This is a genomic window from Achromobacter pulmonis (assembly GCF_021733725.1).
In the GTDB taxonomy this organism is placed as follows: Bacteria; Pseudomonadota; Gammaproteobacteria; order Burkholderiales; family Burkholderiaceae_B; genus Achromobacter; species Achromobacter pulmonis.
In genome coordinates this window covers 5,272,879-5,294,636 of the sequence record NZ_JAIFOT010000001.1, presented here as the reverse complement: position 1 = coordinate 5,294,636, position 21,758 = coordinate 5,272,879, and the positions used below count along the sequence as shown (strand labels likewise).

The 21,758-nt window shown below is 65.2% G+C and carries 21 protein-coding genes; 13 read left to right on the top strand and 8 right to left on the bottom strand.

The window, feature by feature from the left end:
• Position 1 precedes the first annotated feature (1 nt).
• The gene (purF, locus tag K2W61_RS24405; protein ID WP_175135075.1) at positions 2-1,522 is read left to right on the top strand and encodes an amidophosphoribosyltransferase; all 1,521 of its coding nucleotides are present in this window, start codon (positions 2-4) and stop codon (positions 1,520-1,522) included.
• Between the two features lie 100 nt (positions 1,523-1,622).
• Here purF and K2W61_RS24400 read toward each other — a convergent pair whose 3' ends face one another.
• From K2W61_RS24400 to K2W61_RS24390, 3 genes are all read right to left on the bottom strand, one after another.
• Positions 1,623-1,820 (bottom strand): YgaP family membrane protein, encoded by a 198-nt coding sequence (locus K2W61_RS24400; RefSeq protein WP_175135076.1) that lies wholly within the window; start codon positions 1,818-1,820, stop codon positions 1,623-1,625.
• Positions 1,821-1,889: 69 nt separating this feature from the next.
• Entirely contained in the window at positions 1,890-2,417 is a 528-nt protein-coding gene (locus K2W61_RS24395; protein WP_175135077.1) for a rhodanese-like domain-containing protein, read from the bottom strand.
• A gap of 19 nt (positions 2,418-2,436) precedes the next feature.
• Complete coding sequence (locus K2W61_RS24390; RefSeq protein ID WP_175135078.1) at positions 2,437-2,748, bottom strand: ArsR/SmtB family transcription factor; 312 nt, start codon at positions 2,746-2,748, stop codon at positions 2,437-2,439.
• A 365-nt stretch (positions 2,749-3,113) separates the two neighbouring features.
• Between K2W61_RS24390 and K2W61_RS24385 the strand changes: the two genes are divergently transcribed.
• The gene (locus K2W61_RS24385) at positions 3,114-3,485 is read left to right on the top strand and encodes a DsrE family protein (protein WP_175135079.1); all 372 of its coding nucleotides are present in this window, start codon (positions 3,114-3,116) and stop codon (positions 3,483-3,485) included.
• Positions 3,486-3,653: 168 nt separating this feature from the next.
• Here the strand turns inward: K2W61_RS24385 and K2W61_RS24380 are convergent, their stop codons facing one another.
• The 5 genes from K2W61_RS24380 to map form a co-directional block, all read right to left on the bottom strand.
• Entirely contained in the window at positions 3,654-4,154 is a 501-nt protein-coding gene (locus K2W61_RS24380) for a YgjP-like metallopeptidase domain-containing protein (protein ID WP_175135080.1), read from the bottom strand.
• 73 nt (positions 4,155-4,227) lie between these two features.
• A complete protein-coding gene (locus tag K2W61_RS24375; protein WP_175135081.1) occupies positions 4,228-4,713 on the bottom strand; it encodes a disulfide bond formation protein B in 486 nt (161 codons plus the stop codon).
• A gap of 68 nt (positions 4,714-4,781) precedes the next feature.
• The gene (locus tag K2W61_RS24370; RefSeq protein ID WP_175135082.1) at positions 4,782-5,495 is read right to left on the bottom strand and encodes a MarC family protein; all 714 of its coding nucleotides are present in this window, start codon (positions 5,493-5,495) and stop codon (positions 4,782-4,784) included.
• A gap of 72 nt (positions 5,496-5,567) precedes the next feature.
• Entirely contained in the window at positions 5,568-8,168 is a 2,601-nt protein-coding gene (locus K2W61_RS24365) for a [protein-PII] uridylyltransferase (RefSeq protein ID WP_236756741.1), read from the bottom strand.
• A 19-nt stretch (positions 8,169-8,187) separates the two neighbouring features.
• On the bottom strand, positions 8,188-9,009 hold the full coding sequence (gene map / locus K2W61_RS24360; RefSeq protein ID WP_175135084.1) for a type I methionyl aminopeptidase: 822 nt from the start codon (positions 9,007-9,009) through the stop codon (positions 8,188-8,190).
• An 858-nt stretch (positions 9,010-9,867) separates the two neighbouring features.
• Here map and rpsB point away from each other — a divergent pair.
• From rpsB to lpxD, 11 genes are all read left to right on the top strand, one after another.
• Positions 9,868-10,617 (top strand): 30S ribosomal protein S2, encoded by a 750-nt coding sequence (gene rpsB / locus K2W61_RS24355; protein ID WP_006385201.1) that lies wholly within the window; start codon positions 9,868-9,870, stop codon positions 10,615-10,617.
• Between the two features lie 181 nt (positions 10,618-10,798).
• Entirely contained in the window at positions 10,799-11,677 is an 879-nt protein-coding gene (gene tsf / locus K2W61_RS24350; protein ID WP_175135085.1) for a translation elongation factor Ts, read from the top strand.
• Positions 11,678-11,773: 96 nt separating this feature from the next.
• Positions 11,774-12,490, top strand: coding sequence for a UMP kinase (gene pyrH, locus K2W61_RS24345; protein ID WP_175135086.1), 717 nt, complete (start codon positions 11,774-11,776; stop codon positions 12,488-12,490).
• Between the two features lie 15 nt (positions 12,491-12,505).
• On the top strand, positions 12,506-13,066 hold the full coding sequence (frr, locus tag K2W61_RS24340) for a ribosome recycling factor (protein ID WP_049074267.1): 561 nt from the start codon (positions 12,506-12,508) through the stop codon (positions 13,064-13,066).
• A 160-nt stretch (positions 13,067-13,226) separates the two neighbouring features.
• On the top strand, positions 13,227-13,991 hold the full coding sequence (uppS, locus tag K2W61_RS24335; protein ID WP_175135087.1) for a polyprenyl diphosphate synthase: 765 nt from the start codon (positions 13,227-13,229) through the stop codon (positions 13,989-13,991).
• A 55-nt stretch (positions 13,992-14,046) separates the two neighbouring features.
• Complete coding sequence (locus K2W61_RS24330; protein ID WP_175135088.1) at positions 14,047-14,904, top strand: phosphatidate cytidylyltransferase; 858 nt, start codon at positions 14,047-14,049, stop codon at positions 14,902-14,904.
• Positions 14,901-16,100, top strand: coding sequence for a 1-deoxy-D-xylulose-5-phosphate reductoisomerase (locus K2W61_RS24325; RefSeq protein WP_175140074.1), 1,200 nt, complete (start codon positions 14,901-14,903; stop codon positions 16,098-16,100). The genes K2W61_RS24330 and K2W61_RS24325 overlap by 4 nt, the downstream gene beginning before the upstream one ends.
• 79 nt (positions 16,101-16,179) lie before the next feature.
• On the top strand, positions 16,180-17,511 hold the full coding sequence (gene rseP / locus K2W61_RS24320; protein ID WP_175135090.1) for an RIP metalloprotease RseP: 1,332 nt from the start codon (positions 16,180-16,182) through the stop codon (positions 17,509-17,511).
• A 53-nt stretch (positions 17,512-17,564) separates the two neighbouring features.
• A complete protein-coding gene (gene bamA, locus K2W61_RS24315; RefSeq protein WP_236756740.1) occupies positions 17,565-19,910 on the top strand; it encodes an outer membrane protein assembly factor BamA in 2,346 nt (781 codons plus the stop codon).
• A 110-nt stretch (positions 19,911-20,020) separates the two neighbouring features.
• Positions 20,021-20,581, top strand: a complete 561-nt coding sequence (locus K2W61_RS24310) for an OmpH/Skp family outer membrane protein (protein ID WP_175135092.1) — start codon at positions 20,021-20,023, stop codon at positions 20,579-20,581.
• A gap of 14 nt (positions 20,582-20,595) precedes the next feature.
• The gene (gene lpxD / locus K2W61_RS24305; protein ID WP_175135093.1) at positions 20,596-21,693 is read left to right on the top strand and encodes a UDP-3-O-(3-hydroxymyristoyl)glucosamine N-acyltransferase; all 1,098 of its coding nucleotides are present in this window, start codon (positions 20,596-20,598) and stop codon (positions 21,691-21,693) included.
• Positions 21,694-21,758: the final 65 nt, after the last annotated feature.

Sequence of the window (21,758 nt, the reverse complement as noted above, 5' to 3'; positions counted from 1 at the left end):
CATGTGTGGAATCGTAGGGGTCATCGGGCGCGGGCCGGTCAACCAGCTGCTCTATGACAGCTTGCTGCTGTTGCAGCATCGCGGGCAGGACGCCGCGGGCATCGCGACGTCGCAAGGCAACCAGTTCAATATGTACAAGGCGCACGGCCTGGTGCGCGATGTATTCCGCACGCGCAACATGCGTGCCCTGCCGGGCACCTCGGGCGTGGGCCAGGTGCGCTATCCCACCGCCGGCTCCAGCGCCAGCGAGGAAGAGGCCCAGCCGTTCTACGTCAATGCCCCGTTCGGCATCATGTTCGCCCACAACGGTAACCTGACCAATTGGCGCGAGCTGCGTGAATCGCTCTACCGCGTCGACCGCCGCCACATCAACACCAATTCCGACTCGGAAGTGCTGCTGAACGTGCTGGCCCACGAACTGCAGTCGGCCGCCAGCGGCGTCTCGCTCGACGACGACGCCATGTTCCGCGCCGTGGCCGCCGTGCACAAGCGCGTGCGCGGCGCCTACGCCGTGGTGGCGCAGATTTCCGGTTACGGCCTGCTTGCGTTCCGCGATCCCAACGGCATCCGTCCGCTGTGCATCGGCCGCCAGGAAACCGACGAAGGCGTCGAGTGGATGGTGGCCTCGGAATCCGTGGCGCTGGAAGGCAGCGGCTTTGCCTTCGTGCGCGACGTCGAGCCGGGCGAGGCGGTGTTCGTCGACCTGGACGGCCGTTTCGTCAGCCGCCAGTGCGCCGACAATCCGCAACTGGTGCCTTGCATCTTCGAATATGTCTACTTCGCCCGTCCCGATTCGCTGATCGACGGCGTGTCGGTGTACGACGCCCGCCTGCGCATGGGTGAATACCTGGCCGACAAGGTCGCGCGCAACATGCGCCTGGGCGACATCGACGTGGTCATGCCGATCCCCGATTCCTCGCGCCCGGCCGCCATGCAACTGGCCGCGCGCCTGAACCTGGACTACCGCGAAGGCCTGATCAAGAACCGCTACGTCGGCCGCACCTTCATCATGCCGGGCCAGGCCGTGCGCCGTAAATCGGTACGCCAGAAGCTCAACGCCATCGGCATGGAGTTCAAGGGCAAGAACGTGCTGCTGGTGGACGACTCCATCGTGCGCGGCACCACCAGCCGCGAGATCGTCGACATGGCGCGCGCCGCCGGCGCCAACAAGGTGTACTTCGCCTCGGCCGCGCCTCCGGTACGCTTCCCCAACGTCTACGGCATCGACATGCCCACGCAGAGTGAACTGATCGCCACCGGCCGCAGCGACGAGGAAATCGCCCGCGCGATCGGCGCCGACAGCCTGGTCTACCAGGACCTGCAGGACATGCAGCAGTCGCTGCGCGACCTCAATCCCAAGCTGACGCGCTTCGAAGCGTCCTGCTTCGACGGCGAATACATCACCGGCGACATCACCGCGGAATACCTGGCGCGCCTGGGCCAGTCGCGCGGCGAATCCGGCGATGGCGAAGGCGCCAGCGGCCTGCAGTTCAACATGGGCTACGCCGCCAACGACGCCTGAGGCCGGCGCTACAAACGGCCGCTCCGTCTGAACTGCCCCCCAAAAGGTTGGATTTCGTCCAACTTTCGGGGGGCAGTTCACGTGTGAAGCCCCCCGGCACTTACCCCTTAGCCTTGAGAGGGCAGGTGTTGATGCCGATCAGCGAATACAGCGGGCAAAAGCGCACCACCCCTGTCAGGAGTGGGATGACGCCCAGCCAGCCCCACCAGCCGACGGTGCCGGTGGCCGCCAGTGCGATGAGGACGAGGCCGATGACGATGCGAAGGATGCGGTCCAAGCCGCCGACATTGAATTTCATGGTTTCTCCTGAGTCATTCAAACAAAAACCGAAGCCAGACAGGGGTGAATACGGCTAACGGCAAGACGCTCACCCGGCCAGCGCGTTGCGGTTCCAAGGCATGCGCATGAGCACGCGGGCGAGCCCGCAGAACCCCGAGACACCCGCAAAAACAAGCCCGGCCCCCGCGAAGCCTGAGAGCGCATGGAACCAGGGCGAGACCGTGGCACCCAGCACTGCCCCGAGCACGATCAGCGAGCCTGCGGCGATCTGCACCTGCCGCTGCAGCTCCAGCGGCTGCGAGGCATCGGCCACAACGGGCAGCCCCGCCTTCTTCCAGGCATCCAGCCCGCCTTCAAGCACGTAGGCGTCGCAGGCCACGCAGGCCCTCAGCGCCGACGCGTTCACCCGCGTCCGGTTGCCTGAGCGGCAATGGAAGATGACGGTCGACGCGTCGTCGAGTGGCATGCCGCCGCTTTGCAGGCGGTCCATGGACACATGGCGCGCCGCTGCGATGCGTTCGCGGGCGTGTTCGTCCGCGGCACGGATGTCCACCAAGACAGCACCCTGGTTCATGAGTTCGCTGGCGGCTTGGGGCGAGATGGATTTCAGGGACATGGCGGTCTCCGGTGGCGGGTCATGGGCAGAAGATGGTCTTGAGCGTCGCGATGAGCTTGGTCACATCCGGGTTTTCAATTCGATAGTGCAGGGTCTGTGACTCGCGTCGGTAGGCCACCAGACCTTCCTCGCGCATCTTGGCCAGGTGCTGGGACAAGGCCGATTGGCTCAGCGCCACGTACTCGTGCAGCGCGCCGACGGTCATTTCTCCATGTTCGATCAAGAGGCAGAGAACGAGCAGGCGGTGTTCGTTGCCGACGGCCCGCAGCATGGCCGCAGCCTTGGCCGCACCCTCCTGCAAAAACGATTGGTCTTTTGGGTTGAGCGTCATGGTGATTTATATTTCATTTTTTTCTAATTTAGCATAATCTAATAAATAGTCAAAGCATCTCTTCCAAAACTCCAAGGCAGGACATTGCTTATGCAATCCGTTGCTCAGGTTCAGGTTTTCAGGGCTTCGGCGTGGCCCGGGGCGTGGCTATCCGCATGGGCGGTGGCCTCTCCGCGAGGTGCGCCCCGAACGCCGTGGCGGCTTTCAGCGAGTGCTTGGCGCCGACCGGCAGTTCCGCGCCTTCCGCTGTTGCCCAATAGCGGACACGAGGCGCCACACGCCGAGATCGGGTTTTATTGCCTCACTGTGCGGGCGCTGCGGCCCGGACTTTCCCGCATCCATTCGATATAAACAAGGACTTGATCATGCAAACTTCGGATTTCGTTGCGACCGTTTTTGACGGAAAGAGCAACCCCAACAAGGTAACCGTGACGTTCACCATGGCGCTCAACGCGCTGCTCAAGGGGCATACGGCGACCATCATTTTGATGGTGGAGGCCGTCGAACTGGGCAAACCGGGCGCAGCGGCGGGTATGGATATCGGAAAGCCGTTCGAGCCGGTTGCCAGTTTGCTGGAGAAATTCATGGAAAAGGGTGGACGAATTGCGATCTGCGGCGCGTGCATGATCCACAACGGAATGAGTTCCGAACAAATGGATCCACGCTTCAGCGTCATCACCGCACCAGACGTGATTGACCTGCTGATGGGGGCCAAGGGGTCGTTGCAAGTAACTTGATGCCGTTGAAAAAGCAGATTGGAAAGGCTGCTGTCTCCACTGCTTCTGCATGGCAGCGTGATTCGTTTCGCGCAGGCGACGGAATGAATCACGCGGCAGATCTTTCCACTTGCACGGCGTTCAATGAAGAACTGAGTGCCCGCGTGCTTTACACACAACGCAAAGCACTCACCACAGACTGTCGCCGCAGGCTTCAAGGTGGGTCAGGTACAAGCGAAGGTCGAACTCGTACTGGTGGTATTGCGGCTCCATCAACCGGCACAGGTTGTAGAAGGCCTTGTTGTGTTCCTTTTCCTTCAGGTGCGCCAGTTCGTGCACCGTGATCATCTTCAGGAATTCCTGCGGTACCGCCTTGAACAGCGTGGCCACGCGGATTTCGTGCTTGGCCTTGAGCTTGCCGCCCTGGACCCGCGAGATGAAGGTGTGCTGGCCCAGTGCATGCTGGATCACATGGATCTTGCTGTCGAAGGCGATTTTGCTGAGCGGCGCGCCGTTGCGGATATAGGTGTTCTTCAGGTCCACCACATAGTCGTACAGCGCCTTGTCGGTGCGCACGCCATGCGCGCCACCGGGGTAGCGGGCGCGCAGCGCGGGCCCGAGCTTGCCCTGGTCGAGCAGGGCGCGGGCCTGCGCCAGCAGCGGTTCGGGATAGCCGGTGAGGTATTTCATGGCGTCAGGAAAGCGGCGGGGCCGGGCGCTGGCGGACGCGCGGGCGTCCGGGCTGCCAAGCCGGCGGCGCGGCTCAGGCGGCGCGGCCGCGGCCAAAGACAGCGGGCAGGGCCATGGCCAGCAGGATCACGAACAGCGCCAGGCTCCACAGCGCGTACTCGATGCCCAGCACCGGCACCACCGCGTCCATGCAGGTGGCATAGATGCCGAACAGCCACGGCACGCCGCCATCCAGGCCGATGCCGGTCATGAAGCGGTCGGCGAAGGTCTGGTCGCAGGACAGCATCTTGGCGGCCACGGTGTACTGGTACCAGGCCGCGGCGATGCCGCTGACCGACAGCAGGGCCGCCAGGGCGGCGCAGAGGCGCGTCAGCGCGCGGCCGCCGCCGAAGCCGCCGACCAGGGCGATGACGCCGATCACCAGGTAGATCAGGCGCTGCAGCACGCACCAGGCGCACGGCGGCATGTCGAAGACATACTGGGAAACCAGGGCGATGCCGACGGCGCCGAAGCAGAAGAGGGCGATCAGGCGGAGCAGGCGTTCTGAACGAGAAGTCATGGTTGTTGCAAGATAAGGGTTCGCACGGGCGGGTGCGCGGGGATGGCCGGTGTGCGGCCGCCAGGCCGTTAGGCTTTGGGAATCGGAATTGGTTGCATGACCTGCTGCAAGACGCCGAGCAGCAGTTCGCGCGAGCCTTCCCAGAAGATCTGCACGCCCAGGCACAGCATGATGAAGGCCGACATGCGCATGAATACAGCGGTGCCATTATCGCCCAGCCGGTGCAGCATCTGTGCGGCAAAGCGCAGGCAGACGTACAGCGTCAGCGAAACGACCACGATGCCGGGGATCGAGCCGCCCAGCCGCAGCAGGCTCAGCAAGTGGTTCTGGTCGCGCAGCGACACGCCCACCGTGATGGCCGCGGCGATCGAGCCGGGGCCGCAACTGATGGGGAAGGTCAGGGGATAGAAGGCCCGGGACTTGGCCATCTCGGGGGTGAATGATTCGGCCATGCGCGCGACCCGCTCGGTGTCGGCGTCGGGGGAATTCACCAGCCGCCAGGCGCTGGCGATCACCAGCATGCCGCCGCCCACCCGCACGATCGACAGCGAGATGCCGAAGAAGCTCAGCAGCACGTTGCCGGCCACCATGGCCACGATCAGCATCAGGCCGACGTTGATGGCGACGCGCTTGGCCAGCACCGTGCGGGTCGCCGACGAGGCGCCTTCGGTGAGCGACAGGAAGATGGGGGCGATGGCCGGCGGATTCAGGAACGGCAGCAACGTGGCCAGCGCAAAGAAGAAGCTGGCCCCCAGCACCCGCAGGTATTCGTTTAGCTCCATCCCAGGTATCGCCAAGCCGAAAACCGGATTGTATGCGGTCGGCGGCGGTCTGGCGATGACTCGCCGATGGCCTCAGGCGGCCTGCTGCCGGGCCTCGTCGCCGGCCAGCGCGTCCAGGATGTCGCGTTCGAACTGCATCTGGCTGCGCGGGCGCGCCAGCGCCGCGCCGTCGACGATGAACACGTCTTCCACCCGGTCGCCCAGCGTCATGATCTTGGCCATCAGCAGGTTCACCTCGTGGCTGGCGAAGACCCGCGCCAGGGCGTGCAGCAGGCCGGGTCGGTCGGTGGCGGTGACCGACAGGCGCCAGGAGGTGCTGCGTTCGTCGGGCTGCAGCTCGGCCTGCGGCATGATCGGGAACACGCGCGACATGCGCGACTGGCGCGCACGACCGTAATGGCTGCCGCGGCCGGGTTGGGCCTCGGCCTTGGCGTCCTTCAGGCGCTCGGCCAGTTCGTGTTCGACCAGCGTGGCCTGCGCGCGCAGGTCGCTGGCGCCCTCGGGCAGCAGCACGATGAAGCTGTCCAGGGCCCAGCCGTGGCGGGTGGTGTGGATGCGGGCATCCTGCACCGACAGCGACTTGGCATCGAAATACCCGCAGATCGCCACGAACAGGTCGGGCGCGTCGCGGGTGTAGACCATGATCTGCAGGCCTTCGCCGTGCTCGGTGGGGCGGGCCCGCACCACCGCATGGTCCGGCGCCACCTGGTGGTACAGGTGGCGCGTGTGCCAGGCGATGTCGGAGGCGTCGTGGCGCAGGAAATAGGCCACGTCGAGCTGGTTCCAGAAGGCTTCGCGGGCGTCGTCGCGCAGGCCGGTCAGGCGCGTCAGGCGCGCGGCCTCTTCCTTGCGTTCGGTCAGCACCGTATGGGCGTCGGCATGGGCGCCGCCCAGCGCGGCCAGCGTCAGCTTGTACAGGTCTTCGAGCAGCTTGCCCTTCCAGGCGTTCCACACCTTGGGGCTGGTGCCGCGGATATCGGCCACCGTCAGCAGGTAGAGCGCGGTCAGGTGGCGTTCATCCTTGACCGTGGCGGCGAATTCCTGGATCACGGCCGGGTCGGACAGGTCGCGCTTCTGCGCCACGGCCGACATCAGCAGGTGCTGGCGCACCAGGAATTCCACCAGCCTGGCGTCTTCGGGCTCCATGCCGTGGTCGTGGGCGAACTTGCGCACCTCGCGCGCGCCCAGCTCGGAGTGGTCGCCGCCGCGGCCCTTGGCGATATCGTGGAACAGGGCCGCCACGTACAGCAGCCAATGGCGGTCCAGGCCGGCGATCAGCTGGCTGGCCAGCGGATATTCCTGGGCGTGCTCGGGCATGGTGAAGCGGCGCAGGTTGCGCACCACCGCCAGCGTGTGCTGGTCCACCGTATAGGCGTGGAACAGGTCGTGCTGCATCTGGCCGACGATGCGGCGGAACACCGGCAGGTAACGCGGCAGGATGTTCAGCATGGTCATGCGGCGCAGCTCGTGCACGATGCCGCGCGGCTGCTGCAGGATCTGCAGGAACAGCTTGCGGTTGACCGGATTACGGCGGAACTGCGCGTCGATGCGGTGGCGCGAGTGCCAGATGGCGCGCAGCGTGCGCGCCGACATGCCGGTCAATTCGGGATGCTGCTGCATCACCAGGAAGGCGCGCAGCAGCAGCGTGGGGTTACGCTCGAAGCCATCGTCGCGGATGATGTCGAGGCGATCGCGCAGATTGCGGAAGTCGTCGTCGATGTCGCGCGCGTCGCTGTCGGGGCGCGGGAACAGCCGCTCCTCGATGTTCTGCACCAGGATGCCATTGAGCTGCGTCACCAGGCGCGCGGCCCAGTAATAACGCTGCATCAGCAGCTCGCTGCCGCGGCGCGTGGCGGTGGCGTGGATGCCGTAGACCTCGGCCAGGGCCGGTTGCAGGTCGAACAGCACGCGGTCTTCGCGGCGCCGGGCCAGCAGGTGCAGTTCGATGCGCAGACGCTTGAAGGCCTGCTCGGCCTTGCGCAGGTCGCGCGCCTCGGAGGGCGTCAGCAGGCCGGCCTGCGCCACGGCGCGCCAGGTCTCGCCGAAGCCGGCCGCGCGCGCCATCCATAGGATCACTTGCAGATCGCGCAGGCCGCCGGGCGATTCCTTGCAATTGGGTTCCAGCGCGTAAGGCGTGTCCTGGTAGCGGGCGTGGCGCTGCTGCATCTCGACGCGCTTGGCGCGGAAGAAGGCGCGCGCGTCCAGGCGCGACTGGGTGGCGGCCTCGAATTTCTTCATCAGCGCGCGGCTGCCCGCCAGCCAGCGGGATTCGAGCAGCGCCGTCTCGACCGTGATGTCGGCGTCGGCTTCGCGCTCGCAGTCTTCGATGGTGCGCACGCTGTGGCCCGGCTCCAGGCCCAGGTCCCAGAGCGCGGCCACCAGGCGCTCGATGGCGGATTCATCTTCGCCGGTGGGCACGTGCGGCAGCAGGATCAGCAGATCGACGTCCGAGTGCGGGTACAGTTCGCCGCGGCCGTAGCCGCCCACCGCCGCCAGCGTGGCGCCGGCCGGCAGCGGGTAATGCTTGACCAGGTCGCGCAGGGCCGCATCGACGATGCGGCGCAGTTCGCCCAGCAGGGTGTCGGGGCGTTCGTGCTCGCGGAACTGGACCACCGCGGCGCGCCGGGATTCCTGAATGCGTTCGCGCAGGGTGCTGAGGATGTCGGCGGTCATGGTGGCGGGCGGGCCGGGGTCAGACGGCGGGAATGACGATCGGTTCGGTGATGAAGGCGGGCGGCTGGGGCATGCCGGGCGACAGGGTCAGAACCTCGTAGCCGGTGTCGGTGACGCAGATAGCATGCTCCCATTGCGCCGACAGGCTGTGGTCGCGGGTCACGACCGTCCAGCCGTCGGACAACTGGCGGATCTCGCGGCGGCCGGCGTTGATCATCGGCTCGATGGTGAACAGCATGCCCGTCACCAATTTCACGCCCGTGCCCGGCTTGCCATAGTGCAGCACCTGCGGGTCTTCATGGAAACGCTGGCCGATGCCGTGGCCGCAGAATTCGCGCACCACCGAGAAGCCGTTGGCCTCGGCGTGCTTCTGGATGGCGTTGCCGACGTCGCCCAATGTGGCCCCGTTTTTGACCTGCTGGATGCCTTTCCACATGCACTCGAAAGTGATCTCGGTCAGGCGGCGCGACAGGATCGATTGCTCGCCCACGGCGTACATGCGGCTGGTGTCGCCGAACCAGCCATCCTTGATGATGGTGACGTCGATATTGAGCGAGTCCCCGTTTTTCAGGGCCTTGTCGCCGGGGATGCCGTGGCACACTTGGTGATTGACCGAGGTGCAGATGGCACCCGGGAACGGCGGGTAGCCGGGCGGGGCGTAACCGACCGTGGCGGATTTCACCTTGAGTTCGTCGGTCAGGTATTCCAGGCAGAGACGGTCCAATTCCCCGGTGGTGACGCCAGGCTTGACGTAGGGGGTGATGAAATCGAGGACTTTGGCGGCGTCCTGGCAGGCCGCGCGCATCTTGGCCAGGTCGGCCGGATTGGTAATAGTGCCCATGGAATGACTGACGGATCTCGCTTGAATGTCTGCTTGAAAGAATAGTAGAATTATAGGCTTCCCTAAAATTTTGGGGAGCAATCTGGGTAGCGGCAAGCGCCGATCCCGGCGGGTGGGGATGGAATCATCCAGGCCACACCCGGTTGGTTGTCTGATTTAGTACGTTGGGCCACACCGCTTCTTGTGAGATCGGTGGCGGGCTTCGGAGTTTCATCGCAAGCGAAGGTTGTGGTGGGGGTTCGGGCCAGTCGCCAGCTTCCGGGAGGCATGGCGGCGCAACGGGCGAAAGAGGGCAGCGGGCCGGGGCGGTGGGAGGTTGCATCGACACAGGTCGGGGCGCTGCGTGCTCGCAAGCCCGGTCATGTTTTCGAGCAGTGATGCAGGTTCAGAGTGGCTGCCGGCTTAAGTTCTTGGAAGGTTTCCAGTTTCTGGGGATTTTCCTGAAGAACCGCCCCCGGCGACTGATGCGCGGCATGGTCAAAAACCGTCTGGTTGAAAAGCCAGGGGGGTTGAAAACCAGGGCGTGAGTGAACGGGATGTCGCTGCCAACAAAACAGGTCCGGGTGCGCTGGAAGAAACTGCCAGGAATTTCCTGGCGGGTCGGACGGCGCGATGCGTGCGTGCGGGGCAAGGCGCCTTGTCGTGGCGGCCGTCTGGGTTTATCGCGGCAGCGTAGCAGCAGGCGCGCGGGGCACATGCCCGGCAGCGTCGGAGTATTGCGGCAGTGATCGGCCGGCCCGGTTAAAATCGTTATCTATCATCCCGCGTGGTCGCGGGAAATCGCGCGCAACACCACCCAGGGTGTCAGCCATAGGCTGATGCAGGTGCGGCGCAAGAAATCAACCCTTGGAGAAAGTTATGTCTTTGATGCGCGAAATGCTGGAAGCGGGTGTCCACTTTGGTCACCAGACCCGCTACTGGAACCCCAAGATGGCCCCCTTCATCTTCGGCCATCGCAACAAGATTCACATCATCAACCTGGAAAAGACGGTTGATAAGTACCAGGAAGCCACCAAGTTCGTGAAGCAGCTGGCTGCTCGCGGTGGCAACATCCTGTTCGTCGGCACCAAGCGCGCAGCCCGCGAGCTGGTCGCCGCCGAAGCCGCCCGTTGCGGCATGCCCTTCGTTGACGCCCGCTGGCTCGGCGGCATGCTGACCAACTTCAAGACGGTCAAGACCTCGGTCAAGCGCCTGAAGGACATGGAAGCTGTCGTCGCCGAAGGCGGCGCCGAGCGCATGATCAAGAAGGAAGGCCTGCTGTTCCAGCGCGAACTGGAAAAGCTGAACAAGTCGATCGGCGGCATCAAGGACATGAACGGCCTGCCCGATGCCATGTTCGTGATCGACGTCGGCTACCACAAGATCGCCATCGCCGAAGCCAAGACCCTGGGCATCCCCGTGGTCGCCGTGGTTGACACCAACCACTCGCCCGAAGGCATCGACTACGTCATCCCCGGCAACGACGACTCGGCCAAGGCCATCGCGCTGTACGCCAAGGGCATCGCCGACGCCGTGCTGGAAGGCCGCGAACAGAACCTGAACGGTCTGGTCGAGGAAATCGGCGAAGGCCAGGAAGAGTTCGTCGAAGTGCAGGACAACCAGGCCTAAGCCTGCTGTCATGTCCGGCGGTTAGTGTCCGGGGGCGGTCGCGGATAGCGGCGTACCCCCGCCTCGCCGGCAGTGCGAAGGTGGGTTCCCACCTTCCTCATCCGCCGCTAGCGGACGTCTCATCGAATCACACCACTGCCCCGGCCCGCCGGGGCATGTCTTAGCAAAATTTGGAGCTAACATGGCTGAAATTACCGCCGCCCTGGTCAAGGAACTGCGCGAAAAGACCGATGCGCCCATGATGGAGTGCAAGAAGGCCCTGACGGAAGCCGAAGGCGACCTGGCCCGCGCGGAAGAAATCCTGCGCGTCAAGCTGGGTAACAAGGCCAGCAAGGCCGCCGCCCGCGTCACCGCCGAGGGCCTGATCGGCCTGTTCATCTCGGCCGACGCCAAGCAAGGCGCCGTCATCGAAGTGAACTGCGAAACCGACTTCGTTGCCAAGAACGACGACTTCGTCGCCTTCGTGAACAAGCTGGCCGAGCTGGTCGCCACGCAGAATCCCGCCGACGTGGCCGCCCTGTCGGCGCTGCCCTACGGCGACGGCACGGTCGAGTCGACCCGCACCACCCTGATCGGCAAGATCGGCGAAAACATGGCGATCCGCCGCTTCGAGCGCATCGAGACCCCGAACGCGCTGGCCAGCTACGTGCACGGCGGCCGTATCGGCGTGCTGGTTGAGTACTCGGGCGCCGAGGAAGTGGGCAAGGACCTGGCGATGCACATCGCCGCGACCAAGCCGAAGGCCCTGAACGCCGACGGCGTGAACCCGGCCGACATCGCCGCCGAACGCTCGGTCGCCGAGCAGAAGGCCGCCGAATCGGGCAAGCCGGCTGAAATCGTCGCCAAGATGGTCGAAGGCTCGGTGCAGAAGTTCCTGAAGGAAGTGACGCTGCTGTCGCAACCGTTCGTCAAGGACGACAAGAACACCGTCGAACAGATGCTCAAGGCCAAGGGCGCCTCGATCAGCAAGTTCGTGCTGTTCGTCGTCGGCGAAGGTATCGAGAAGAAGACCAGCGACTTCGCCGCTGAGGTTGCCGCCGCCGCCGCCGGCCGCGCCTGATCTCAGGGTAGTGCTTAGAGGCCGGCGCTAGATTATTCTAGTCCGGCCTATTTCTTGTCTTACACTTTCGTCGGAATGTTCTTCGGGATATCACCTATGAGCAGCAGATCATACAAACGGGTTCTTCTCAAACTTTCCGGCGAGGCGCTGATGGGCGACGATGCATTCGGCATCAATCGCGCCACCATCGTCCGCATGACCGATGAGATCGCCGAAGTCGCCGCCACCGGCGTCGAATTGGCCATCGTCATCGGCGGTGGCAACATTTTCCGTGGCGTCGCCCCGGGCGCGCAGGGCATGGACCGCGCTACCGCCGACTACATGGGCATGATGGCCACCATCATGAACGCGCTTGCCCTGCAGGACGCGCTCAAGCACAAGGGGATCGACACCCGCGTGCAATCGGCCCTGAACATCGACCAGGTCGTCGAGCCGTACATCCGCCCCAAGGCCCTGCGCTACCTCGAAGAAGGCAAGGTCGTCATCTTCGCCGCGGGCACCGGCAACCCCTTCTTCACGACCGACACCGCGGCTGCCCTGCGTGGCGCCGAGATCGGTGCGGAGATCGTGCTGAAGGCCACCAAGGTCGACGGCATCTACAGCGCGGATCCCAACAAGGATCCTGCCGCCACGCGCTATGCGCGCATCAGCTTCGACGAGGCCATCGTCCGCCGCCTGGAAGTCATGGACGCCACCGCGTTCGCGCTGTGCCGCGACCAGAAGCTGCCGATCAAGGTGTTTTCGATCAATAAGTCGGGCGCGCTCAAGCGCGTCGTCAGCGGCGAAGACGAAGGCACGTTGGTACACGTTTAAAGAAAAGGAAAATCCATGAGCGTCGCAGAAATCCGCAAATCCGCCGAAGCCAGGATGGCCAAGTCGCTTGACACGCTCAAGACCAACCTGGCCAAGATCCGCACGGGCCGTGCCCATACCGGTATCCTGGACCACGTGCAGGTCGAGTACTACGGTTCGCCCGTGCCGATCAGCCAGGTCGGCAACGTGAACCTGATCGACGCGCGCACCATCAGCGTCCAGCCCTACGAAAAGAGCATGGCCGCCGCGATCGAGAAGGCCATCCGCGAGTCGGACCTGGGCCTCAATCCCATGTCCATGGGCGACACCATCCGCGTGCCGATGCCGGCGCTGACCGAAGAGCGCCGTCGCGACCTGACCAAGGTCGTGCGCAGCGAAGGCGAGGACGCCAAGGTGGCCGTGCGCAACTTGCGCCGCGAAGCCAACGACACCTTGAAGAAGCTGGTCAAGGACAAGGAAATCTCCGAGGACGACGAGCGTCGCGCCCAGGACGACGTCCAGAAGCTGACGGACCGCAACGTGGCCGACATCGACAAGATGGTCGCCCAAAAAGAAGCGGAAATCATGACCGTATAATCCTTGCAATGCCGGGCGGGCTGGTTGGGCTGCCCGGCACCAGGATTCCTGCTTTCGCGCCGTCCTATCCATCGCGGCACGCCTGTGCGGCGATGGATCGACGGCGCGGGTTTTTCCCGTTTTCCCAGTTTTACGCCGGTCGACGGCGCTCCCCAGACCCATGGCAACCAGTTCTACCCAGGCGGTTCCCGCTACCCGCGACATCCCGGAGCACGTGGCCATCATCATGGATGGCAATGGCAGATGGGCGACGCGGCGCCTGCTGCCGCGCACGGCGGGGCATGCCAAGGGCGTGCAGGCGGTGCGCCGCGTGGTCGAGGCCTGCGGCCGGGCCGGGGTGCGCTATCTGACGCTGTTCGCCTTCAGCTCCGAAAACTGGCGCCGGCCGGCCGAGGAAGTGTCGCTGCTGATGCGCCTGTTCGTGCAGGCGCTCGAGCGCGAGGTCGGCAAGCTGGAAGAGCAGGGCGTGCGCCTGCACGTCATCGGCGACCTGTCGGCCTTCGAGCCGCGCCTGCAGGAGCTGATCTTCGCGGCCCAGGCCCGCACCGCCCACAATGACCGCCTGCACCTGACGGTGGCCGCCAATTATGGTGGCCGCTGGGACATCCTGCAGGCCACCCGCGCGATGCTGGCGGCCGAGCCCGCGCTGGCCACGCAACCGCAGTTGGTCGACGAAGAACGGCTGGCGCGGCATCTTTCCATGTCCTGGGCGCCTGAGCCCGACCTGTTCATCCGCACCGGCGGCGAACAGCGCATTTCCAATTTCCTGATCTGGCAGATGGCGTACGCGGAGTTCTATTTCACCGACCGCTACTGGCCGGACTTCGGCGCGGATGAATTGCGCCAGGCGTTCGAGTGGTACCGGACGCGCGAGCGCCGGTTCGGGCGCACCAGTGCCCAGCTCAGCGAGAGCGGCGAAAAATAGTCCGGCGACCCTGCCGCGCGCGGCGGCGCCGGGTCGACCCTGAGGAGATCGTCATATGTTGGGCCAGCGTATCGTTACCGCCGTCATCCTGCTCGCCGTCCTGGCCGCCGCGATGATCAGTGCCAACCCCTGGTGGTTTGTGGCCTTGCTGGCGTTGGCCGCGGCCTGCGCCAATTGGGAGTGGCTGCGCCTGACGCTGCCGCAGCCGCCCTCGCGCCTGCTTGCCGCGGGCATTCCCGTCCTGCTGTTCGCGGCCATGCTGGGCCTGGCATCGGCGTGGCTGGCGGGCAACCGCGCCGGTCTGACCGATCCCGGCTGGATCCTGCGCTACGCGACTCCGCTGGTGGCGGTCGTCTGGTTGTTGGGCGCCACCACGGCCGTGGTGCGCGGCCATTCGGACGCGGCGCCCGCCAGCCTGGCGTGGTCGTTGTTCTCGGTGCCGGCCGCTTTCGTGGCCTGGGCGGTGCTGGCGCAATGGTATATGGCGCAAGGCGCCGTGTTCGTGGTGTCGCTGCTGGCGCTGGTCTGGGTCGCCGATATCGCGGCCTATTTCGCCGGCCGCGCGTTCGGCAAGCGTAAACTGGCGCCGCGGGTCAGTCCGGGCAAGACCGTGGCCGGCGCCGTGGCCGGCGTGCTGGGCGCGGTCATCTGGATCGGCCTGTCGAGCCTCTGGGACGGCACCTATGGCCACGCCCTGGTGGCGCGCTGGTCGTTCTGGCTGGCGTTGCCGATCGCCGCGCTGCTGGGCGTGCTGTCCATCGTGGGCGACCTGTTCGAATCGCTGCTCAAGCGCCGCGCCGGCCGCAAGGATTCGAGCGCGCTATTGCCTGGCCACGGGGGCGTCTACGACCGTATCGACGCCATTCTCCCGGTCGCGCCGTTCGCGCTAATTTTGTCTGGAGTGTTGTTTTGACGGCTTTTCAACGCGTCGTGGTGCTGGGGTCGACGGGTTCGATCGGCGAGAGCACGCTGGATGTGATCGCCCGCCATCCTGACCGGCTGGCGGTGTATGCCCTGTCCGCCTACAGCCGCATGCAGCGCCTGGCCGAACAGGCGCTGGCGAGCCGTGCCGCGGTGGTGGTGGTACCCGACGCCGAGGCGCGCCGGCAGTTCGTTGCGGCCTGGCCGGCGGGACAGGCCATGCCCGAGATCCGCGTTGGCGCCCAGGCCCTGGCCGATACGGCGGCCGATCCGCACTGCGATGCGGTCATGGCCGCCATTGTTGGCGCCGCCGGTCTGCCGGCCGCCCTGGCGGCGGCACGGCAGGGCAAGCGCGTGCTGCTCGCCAACAAGGAAGCGCTGGTGGCGGCCGGCTCGCTGTTCATGCAGGCCATTCGTGACAACGGCGCCGAATTGCTGCCGATCGATAGCGAGCACAATGCGATTTTCCAGTGCCTGCCGCATGGCGGCCGGGCCGGCGCGCCGGATGCGCCAGCGCCCGGGGTGCGCCGGCTGCTGCTGACCGCCTCGGGCGGCCCGTTCCGCGGCCGCGACCTGGAGGACCTGCACGAGGTCACGCCGGCGCAGGCCTGCGCCCATCCCAACTGGAGCATGGGCCGCAAGATTTCAGTCGATTCGGCCACCATGCTCAACAAGGGGCTGGAGGTGATCGAGGCGCACTGGCTGTTCGCCATGCCGGCCGATCGCATCGAGGTGGTGGTGCATCCGCAGAGCGTGGTCCACTCCATGGTGGAATACGACGACGGCTCGATCCTGGCGCAACTGGGCCAGCCTGACATGCGCACGCCGATCGCCTATGGTCTGGGATTTCCCCAGCGGCTCGACAGCGGGGTGGGCGCGCTGGACCTGGCCCGCCTGGGCCGGCTCGATTTCGAGCAGCCCGATCTGGCGCGTTTTCCCTGCCTGGCGCTGGCGTTCGCGGCGCTGCGGGCCGGGCAGGGCGCCTGCATCGCCCTGAATGCCGCCAACGAGGTGGCGGTGGAGGCCTTCCTGGCGGGGCGCCTTGGGTACACCTGGATCGCGCGCGTGATCGAGGCGACCCTGGAGTGGCAGGTGGGGCAATCATCTGTTACGCTCAACAGTCTTGACGATGTGCTGGCGCTGGATGCGGCCGCGCGCGTTTACGCCGGAAACCTGGGTCTGGCGTGACGCCGCCCGGATGGCAACCCCCGGCAGTTCGGGCCACCTGGGCCCGCATCGCCGCTGATTCCTGGATTTCCTGACCTCGATGCTTTTCACCCTGCTGGCCTTTGCCGTGGCGCTTGGCTCCCTGATCATTTTCCATGAGTTGGGGCACTACTGGGTGGCGCGCCTGTGCGGTGTCAAAGTGCTGCGATTTTCGGTTGGTTTCGGCAAGGTGGTGCTGCGCCGCACTGATCGGCATGGCACCGAGTGGGCCTTGTCGGCGCTGCCCCTGGGGGGCTACGTCAAGATGCAGGACGACGCCCCGGCCGGCGCCAGCGCGGCGGAAGCCGCCACCGCCTTCAACAACAAATCCGTCGGCAAGCGCATCGCCATCGTCGCGGCCGGTCCCATTTTCAATCTGATCCTCGCGGTCTTCCTGTATGCCGGCCTGAACCTGGCCGGCACCCAGGAACCGGTCGCCGTGATCGCGCCGCCCGCTGCCGACACGCCCGCTGCGCGCGCGGGCCTGGTCGCGGGCGACCGCATCCTGGCCATCGACGGCCAGGAGGTGGCGTCGTGGTCTGACGCCCGCTGGCGCCTGATGGACCTGATGGCCACCGGCGGCCGTGCCCGCATCGAAGTCGGCACGCCTGGCGGGGGCGCGCAACAGCGCGAACTGGTCTTGCCGGCCAACGCCATGGACCCGGCCGGCGGCGACCCGCTGGCAGCTGCCGGCATCCGCCTGGCCCAGCCCAAGCCCGCGGTGCGGGTCGTCAACGATGGCGGCGAGGGAAAGGCGGCCGGCTTGCGCCCGGGCGACCTGATCCTGGCCGTGGACGGCCAGCCCACCCCCGACACCGGCGCGTTGGTCAAACAGATCCAGGAGAGCGCCGGCAAGACGCTGGCGCTGACGCTGTCGCGTGAGGGCGCCCAGGTCACTGTCAATGTCACGCCGCGCCCCGAGACGGTCAATGGCCAGGTCATCGGCCGCCTGGGCGTGCAGCTGGGCGGCGACGTGCCCATGGTGACGGTGCGCTACGGCGTGCTCGACAGCCTGTGGCAAGGCACGGTCCGCACCTGGGACACGGCGCTGTTCTCGCTGCGCATGATGGGCCGCATGGTGACGGGCGACGTGTCCTGGCGCAATGTCAGCGGTCCCGTGACCATCGCCGACTATGCCGGCCAGACCGCCCGGATCGGCATTGTTGCGTATATCGCTTATATCGCGTTGATCAGTATCAGCCTGGGCGTACTAAATTTGCTGCCTATTCCTATGCTGGACGGGGGGCATCTGCTGTACTATCTCGTCGAAATTGTGCGGGGCAGTCCGCCTCCCGCACGGTGGATCGATATCGGACAGCGCGCAGGCATTGGTTTATTGGCAAGCCTGATGGGGCTTGCGCTGTTCAATGATTTCACGCGCCTGTTCACATAAGCGCCAATTAGCATAAAATCCCCCGCCATTTGCACGACCGAGGATACTCAAGGATGTCTTTTCGCCGGATGTTTCATCACAAAAAGGGTGTACTGCCGGGCGTAGTGCCGAGCCTGATCGCCGCATTGCTGCTGCCGGGCATGGCTCATGCTTTCGAGCCTTTTGTCGTGCGGGATATCCGCGTGGAGGGGATCCAGCGTACCGACGCCGGCACCGTCTTTGGTTATCTGCCGGTCAAGGTAGGTGAGAAATTCACCGAAGAAGAAGCCACCGAGGCGATCCGCCGCCTGTACGGCACGGGCTTCTTCACCGACGTGCAGATCCAGACCGACAACAATGTCGTGGTGGTGGTGGTCCAGGAACGTCCCACGATCGCATCCGTGAATTTCAACGGCATGCGCGAATTCGATTCCAAGGCCATCACCAAGTCGCTGGGGCAGGTCGGTTTCGCCGAGGGCCGCATTTTCGACCGCTCCATGCTCGAGCGCGCCGAATACGAACTCAAGCAGCAATACCTGTCCAAGGGCAAGTATGGCGTCGAGGTGACTTCCACCGTGACGCCGCTGCCGCGTAACCGCGTGGGCGTGAGCTTCGACGTGTTCGAAGGCTCGGTGGCCCGCATCCAGGAAATCCGCTTCGTCGGCAACAAGGCCTTCTCCGAAAGCGACCTGCTCGACGAATTCAAGCTGACCACGCCGGGCTGGCTGACCTGGTACACCGATACCGACAAGTATTCGCGCGAAAAGCTCGAGGGCGACCTGGAACGCCTGCGTTCGTTCTATCTCGATCGCGGTTACCTCGAATTCACGGTCGAACCGCCGCAGGTCACGATCTCGCCGGACCGCAAGGACATCCGCATCACCATTACCGTCCATGAGGGCGAGCCGTACAAGGTGCGCAGCGTCAAGCTGGCCGGCAACCTGCTCGGCCTGGACAAGGAAATCAACGCCCTGGTGCAGGTCAAGCCGGACGAGACGTTCTCGGCGGCCAAGGCCAACAATTCGGCCAAGGCCATCACCGACTACCTGGGCGAGTTGGGCTACGCCTTCGCCAACGTCAACCCGAACCCGCAGCTCGACCGCGCCAAGCATGAGGCCGACCTGACGTTCTACGTCGATCCGAGCCGCCGGGTTTACGTGCGCCGCATCCAGATCGGCGGCAACACGCGCACCCGCGACGAGGTCGTGCGCCGCGAAATGCGCCAACAGGAAGCCGCCTGGTACGACGCCAAGGACATCAAGACCTCGCGCGACCGTGTCGACCGCCTGGGCTACTTCAGTGACGTCAATGTCAAGACCGATCCGGTGCCGGGCTCGCCCGACCAGGTCGATGTCAACGTCGATGTCAAGGAAAAGCCCACCGGCATGATCAACCTGGGCGTGGGCTACGGTTCGTCCGAGAAGGCGATCCTGTCGGCCGGCATCAGCGAAGACAACGTGTTCGGCAGCGGCACCAACCTGACGCTGCAACTGAACACCAGCAAGAGCAACCGCGCGGTGGTGTTGTCGCATACCGACCCGTACTGGACCAAGGACGGCATCAGCCGCACCACGTCCGCGTACTACCGCGTGACCGAGCCCTGGAACAACAACGACGGCGACTATCGCGTCAAGTCCATGGGTCTGGGCATGAACTTCGGCGTGCCGATCTCGGAATACGACCGGATCTTCCTGGGCGCCAACCTCGAACGCAACCAGATCGATCTGTTCTCGAATTCGCCGCTGGCCTACCGCAACTTCGTCAATCAGTACGGCGACTCGACCAACTCGGTCATCTTCACCGCCGGCTGGTCCAACGACACCCGCGACAGCGCCCTGGCGCCGACCAAGGGTTCGTACACCCGCTTGAAGAGCGACTTCTCGACGGTCGACCTCAAGTACTACATGCTCACCGGCCAGCAACAGTACTTCATCCCGCTGGGCGGCTCGTACACCCTGGCGCTGAACGGCATGGTCGACTGGGGCCAGAGCTACGGCGGCAAGGACTACCCGATCATCAAGGACGTGTACGCCGGCGGTATCGGCACGGTGCGCGGCTACGAAGGTTCGTCGCTGGGTCCGCGCGACCCGGTCACGGGCGACTACCTGGGTGGTTCGCGCCGCATCGTGGCGAACGCGCAGTTGTATCTGCCGTTCCCGGGCGCGTCCAAGGATCGCACGCTGCGCTGGTTCATCTTCAGCGACGCGGGCCAGGTCGGCGCCGGCAGCGGCCTGTCTTGCACCGGCGGCAAGCCGGGCAGCGAGGTCGAGGATCCTTGCGGCTGGCGTTTCTCGGCCGGTATCGGCCTGTCGTGGCAATCGCCGATGGGCCCGCTGCAGCTGTCGTACGCCCGGCCGCTCAACGCCAAGGCAGGCGACGACAAGCAGAGCTTCCAGTTCCAGATCGGGACCGGGTTCTGAGCGTCGGCGTTACGCTTGAAAACAAGGGCAGGGCCCCCCGGCCCGGCCCCTCTGTCGTTTAGTGGCACAATACACACTTTGGCTTTGCCTTACTGGAAGGTGAGATTTTCATGATGTCTGACTTCGCACTTAAATCATCGAATACGCCGCGTGCCAGCCGCCGTGGCAAGCTGGGCGGCTCCATTGCCCTGGTGGGTGCGCTCATCCTCGGTTCCGTCGCGGCGGTACCCGCTCAGGCGCAAGGCACCAAGATCGGCTTCGTCAATACCGAGCGGATCCTGCGTGAGTCCGGCCCCGCCAAGACCGCGCAAAGCAAGATCGAAGCCGAATTCAAGAAGCGCGACGACGAGCTCCAGCGCCTGAACTCCACCCTGCGCTCGCAAGCCGAAAAGTTCGACAAGGACGCTCCCGTGCTGTCGGAATCGGACCGCGTCAAGCGCCAGCGTGAACTGTCCAACCTGGACACCGATCTGCAGCGCAAGCGCCGTGAATTCCAGGAAGACTTCAACCGCCGCCGCAACGAAGAGTTTTCCAGCATCGTGACGAAGGCCAACGAGGCCATCAAGCGCATCGCCGAACAGGAAAACTACGACCTGATCATCCAGGACGCCGTGACGGTCAACCCGCGCATCGACATCACCGACAAGGTGATCCAGAGCCTGGGCAAGTAAGTCGCAGTCGCCGTATGCCGGTTCTACTGGATCTTGCCCGCGCGCCGACGCTTGAAGCGTTGTTGAGCGCCGCCGATACCCAGGGCATGGACTGGCGCATCAGCGCGCCGGCCGGCGCGGAGCCCTTGCGGGTCCGCGGTATCGGTACCCTGGCCTCGGCGGGCGGCCAGGAGATCAGCTTCCTGGCCAATCCCAAGTATCAGAGCCAACTCGCGACCACCCAGGCGGGGGCGGTGATCGTCTCGGCCGATGTGGCCGAGACGCTGGCTGCCGCCGGTGCCGACCGGCCGCGTTTCACGCTGGTCATCTGCAAGCATCCCTATTTGCTGTATGCCCGGGTGGCGCAATGGTTCGACGCCGCCCGGCGTCCAGCCCAGGCTGCTGCCACGCATCCGTCGGCGGTGGTCGCGCCTGATGCGCAGATCGAGGCGGACGTGCGTATTGGTCCGAATTGCGTCATCGAGTCCGGGGCGCGCATCGGGCGAGGCACGGTGCTGGGGGCGGGCTGTGTCATCGGCGCCGCATCCTCGATCGGTCCCGACAGCCGCCTGCATGCGAATGTCACGCTGTATGAAGGCGTCAAGGTCGGCGCCCGCGCCATCATCCACAGTGGCGCGGTGCTGGGGGCGGATGGTTTCGGCTTCGCGCCGGATCCGTCGCTGGGGCAGGGCGCCTGGGGCAAGATTCCCCAGCTGGGCGGTGTGTCGGTGGGCGATGACGTCGAGATCGGCGCCAACACCACCATCGACCGCGGCGCGCTCGAGGACACGCTGGTCGCCGACGGCGTCAAGCTCGACAACCAGATCATGGTGGCACACAACGTGCGCATCGGCAGGCATACCGCGATCGCGGCCTGCGTGGGCGTGGCGGGTTCCACCACCATCGGCGAGCGCTGCACCATCGGTGGCGCCGCGATGCTGTCCGGACACCTGACGCTGGTCGACGACGTGCACATTTCGGGCGGTACCGCGGTGACCTCCAATATTTCCAAGCCTGGCCGCTACACCGGGGTGTACCCGTATGCGGATCACGGCGAATGGCAGCGCAACGCCGCAGTGATACAACAGTTGGCGCAATTGCGCCGCCGCGTGCGGACGCTGGAAAAAGACTAGGGCGCATTGACGCCGCCCGGGTGCGTCCGGCGCCGCAAGATTTACTTCATTTCGCAGGAATTCAC

Excerpts from the sequence above, each read along its gene's own strand:
- map (WP_175135084.1), bottom strand. The coding sequence starts at position 9,009 with ATGGGCACTATTACCAATCCGGCCGACCTGGCCAAGATGCGCGCGGCC.
- K2W61_RS24400 (WP_175135076.1), bottom strand. The coding sequence starts at position 1,820 with ATGAAATTCAATGTCGGCGGCTTGGACCGCATCCTTCGCATCGTCATC.
- K2W61_RS24395 (WP_175135077.1), bottom strand. The coding sequence starts at position 2,417 with ATGTCCCTGAAATCCATCTCGCCCCAAGCCGCCAGCGAACTCATGAAC.
- rseP (WP_175135090.1), top strand. The coding sequence starts at position 16,180 with ATGCTTTTCACCCTGCTGGCCTTTGCCGTGGCGCTTGGCTCCCTGATC.
- purF (WP_175135075.1), top strand. The coding sequence starts at position 2 with ATGTGTGGAATCGTAGGGGTCATCGGGCGCGGGCCGGTCAACCAGCTG.
- bamA (WP_236756740.1), top strand. The coding sequence starts at position 17,565 with ATGTCTTTTCGCCGGATGTTTCATCACAAAAAGGGTGTACTGCCGGGC.
- K2W61_RS24330 (WP_175135088.1), top strand. The coding sequence starts at position 14,047 with ATGTTGGGCCAGCGTATCGTTACCGCCGTCATCCTGCTCGCCGTCCTG.
- K2W61_RS24375 (WP_175135081.1), bottom strand. The coding sequence starts at position 4,713 with ATGACTTCTCGTTCAGAACGCCTGCTCCGCCTGATCGCCCTCTTCTGC.
- rpsB (WP_006385201.1), top strand. The coding sequence starts at position 9,868 with ATGTCTTTGATGCGCGAAATGCTGGAAGCGGGTGTCCACTTTGGTCAC.
- K2W61_RS24365 (WP_236756741.1), bottom strand. The coding sequence starts at position 8,168 with ATGACCGCCGACATCCTCAGCACCCTGCGCGAACGCATTCAGGAATCC.
- K2W61_RS24385 (WP_175135079.1), top strand. The coding sequence starts at position 3,114 with ATGCAAACTTCGGATTTCGTTGCGACCGTTTTTGACGGAAAGAGCAAC.
- K2W61_RS24310 (WP_175135092.1), top strand. The coding sequence starts at position 20,021 with ATGATGTCTGACTTCGCACTTAAATCATCGAATACGCCGCGTGCCAGC.
- K2W61_RS24370 (WP_175135082.1), bottom strand. The coding sequence starts at position 5,495 with ATGGAGCTAAACGAATACCTGCGGGTGCTGGGGGCCAGCTTCTTCTTT.
- K2W61_RS24380 (WP_175135080.1), bottom strand. The coding sequence starts at position 4,154 with ATGAAATACCTCACCGGCTATCCCGAACCGCTGCTGGCGCAGGCCCGC.
- pyrH (WP_175135086.1), top strand. The coding sequence starts at position 11,774 with ATGAGCAGCAGATCATACAAACGGGTTCTTCTCAAACTTTCCGGCGAG.
- frr (WP_049074267.1), top strand. The coding sequence starts at position 12,506 with ATGAGCGTCGCAGAAATCCGCAAATCCGCCGAAGCCAGGATGGCCAAG.
- tsf (WP_175135085.1), top strand. The coding sequence starts at position 10,799 with ATGGCTGAAATTACCGCCGCCCTGGTCAAGGAACTGCGCGAAAAGACC.
- K2W61_RS24390 (WP_175135078.1), bottom strand. The coding sequence starts at position 2,748 with ATGACGCTCAACCCAAAAGACCAATCGTTTTTGCAGGAGGGTGCGGCC.
- uppS (WP_175135087.1), top strand. The coding sequence starts at position 13,227 with ATGGCAACCAGTTCTACCCAGGCGGTTCCCGCTACCCGCGACATCCCG.
- lpxD (WP_175135093.1), top strand. The coding sequence starts at position 20,596 with ATGCCGGTTCTACTGGATCTTGCCCGCGCGCCGACGCTTGAAGCGTTG.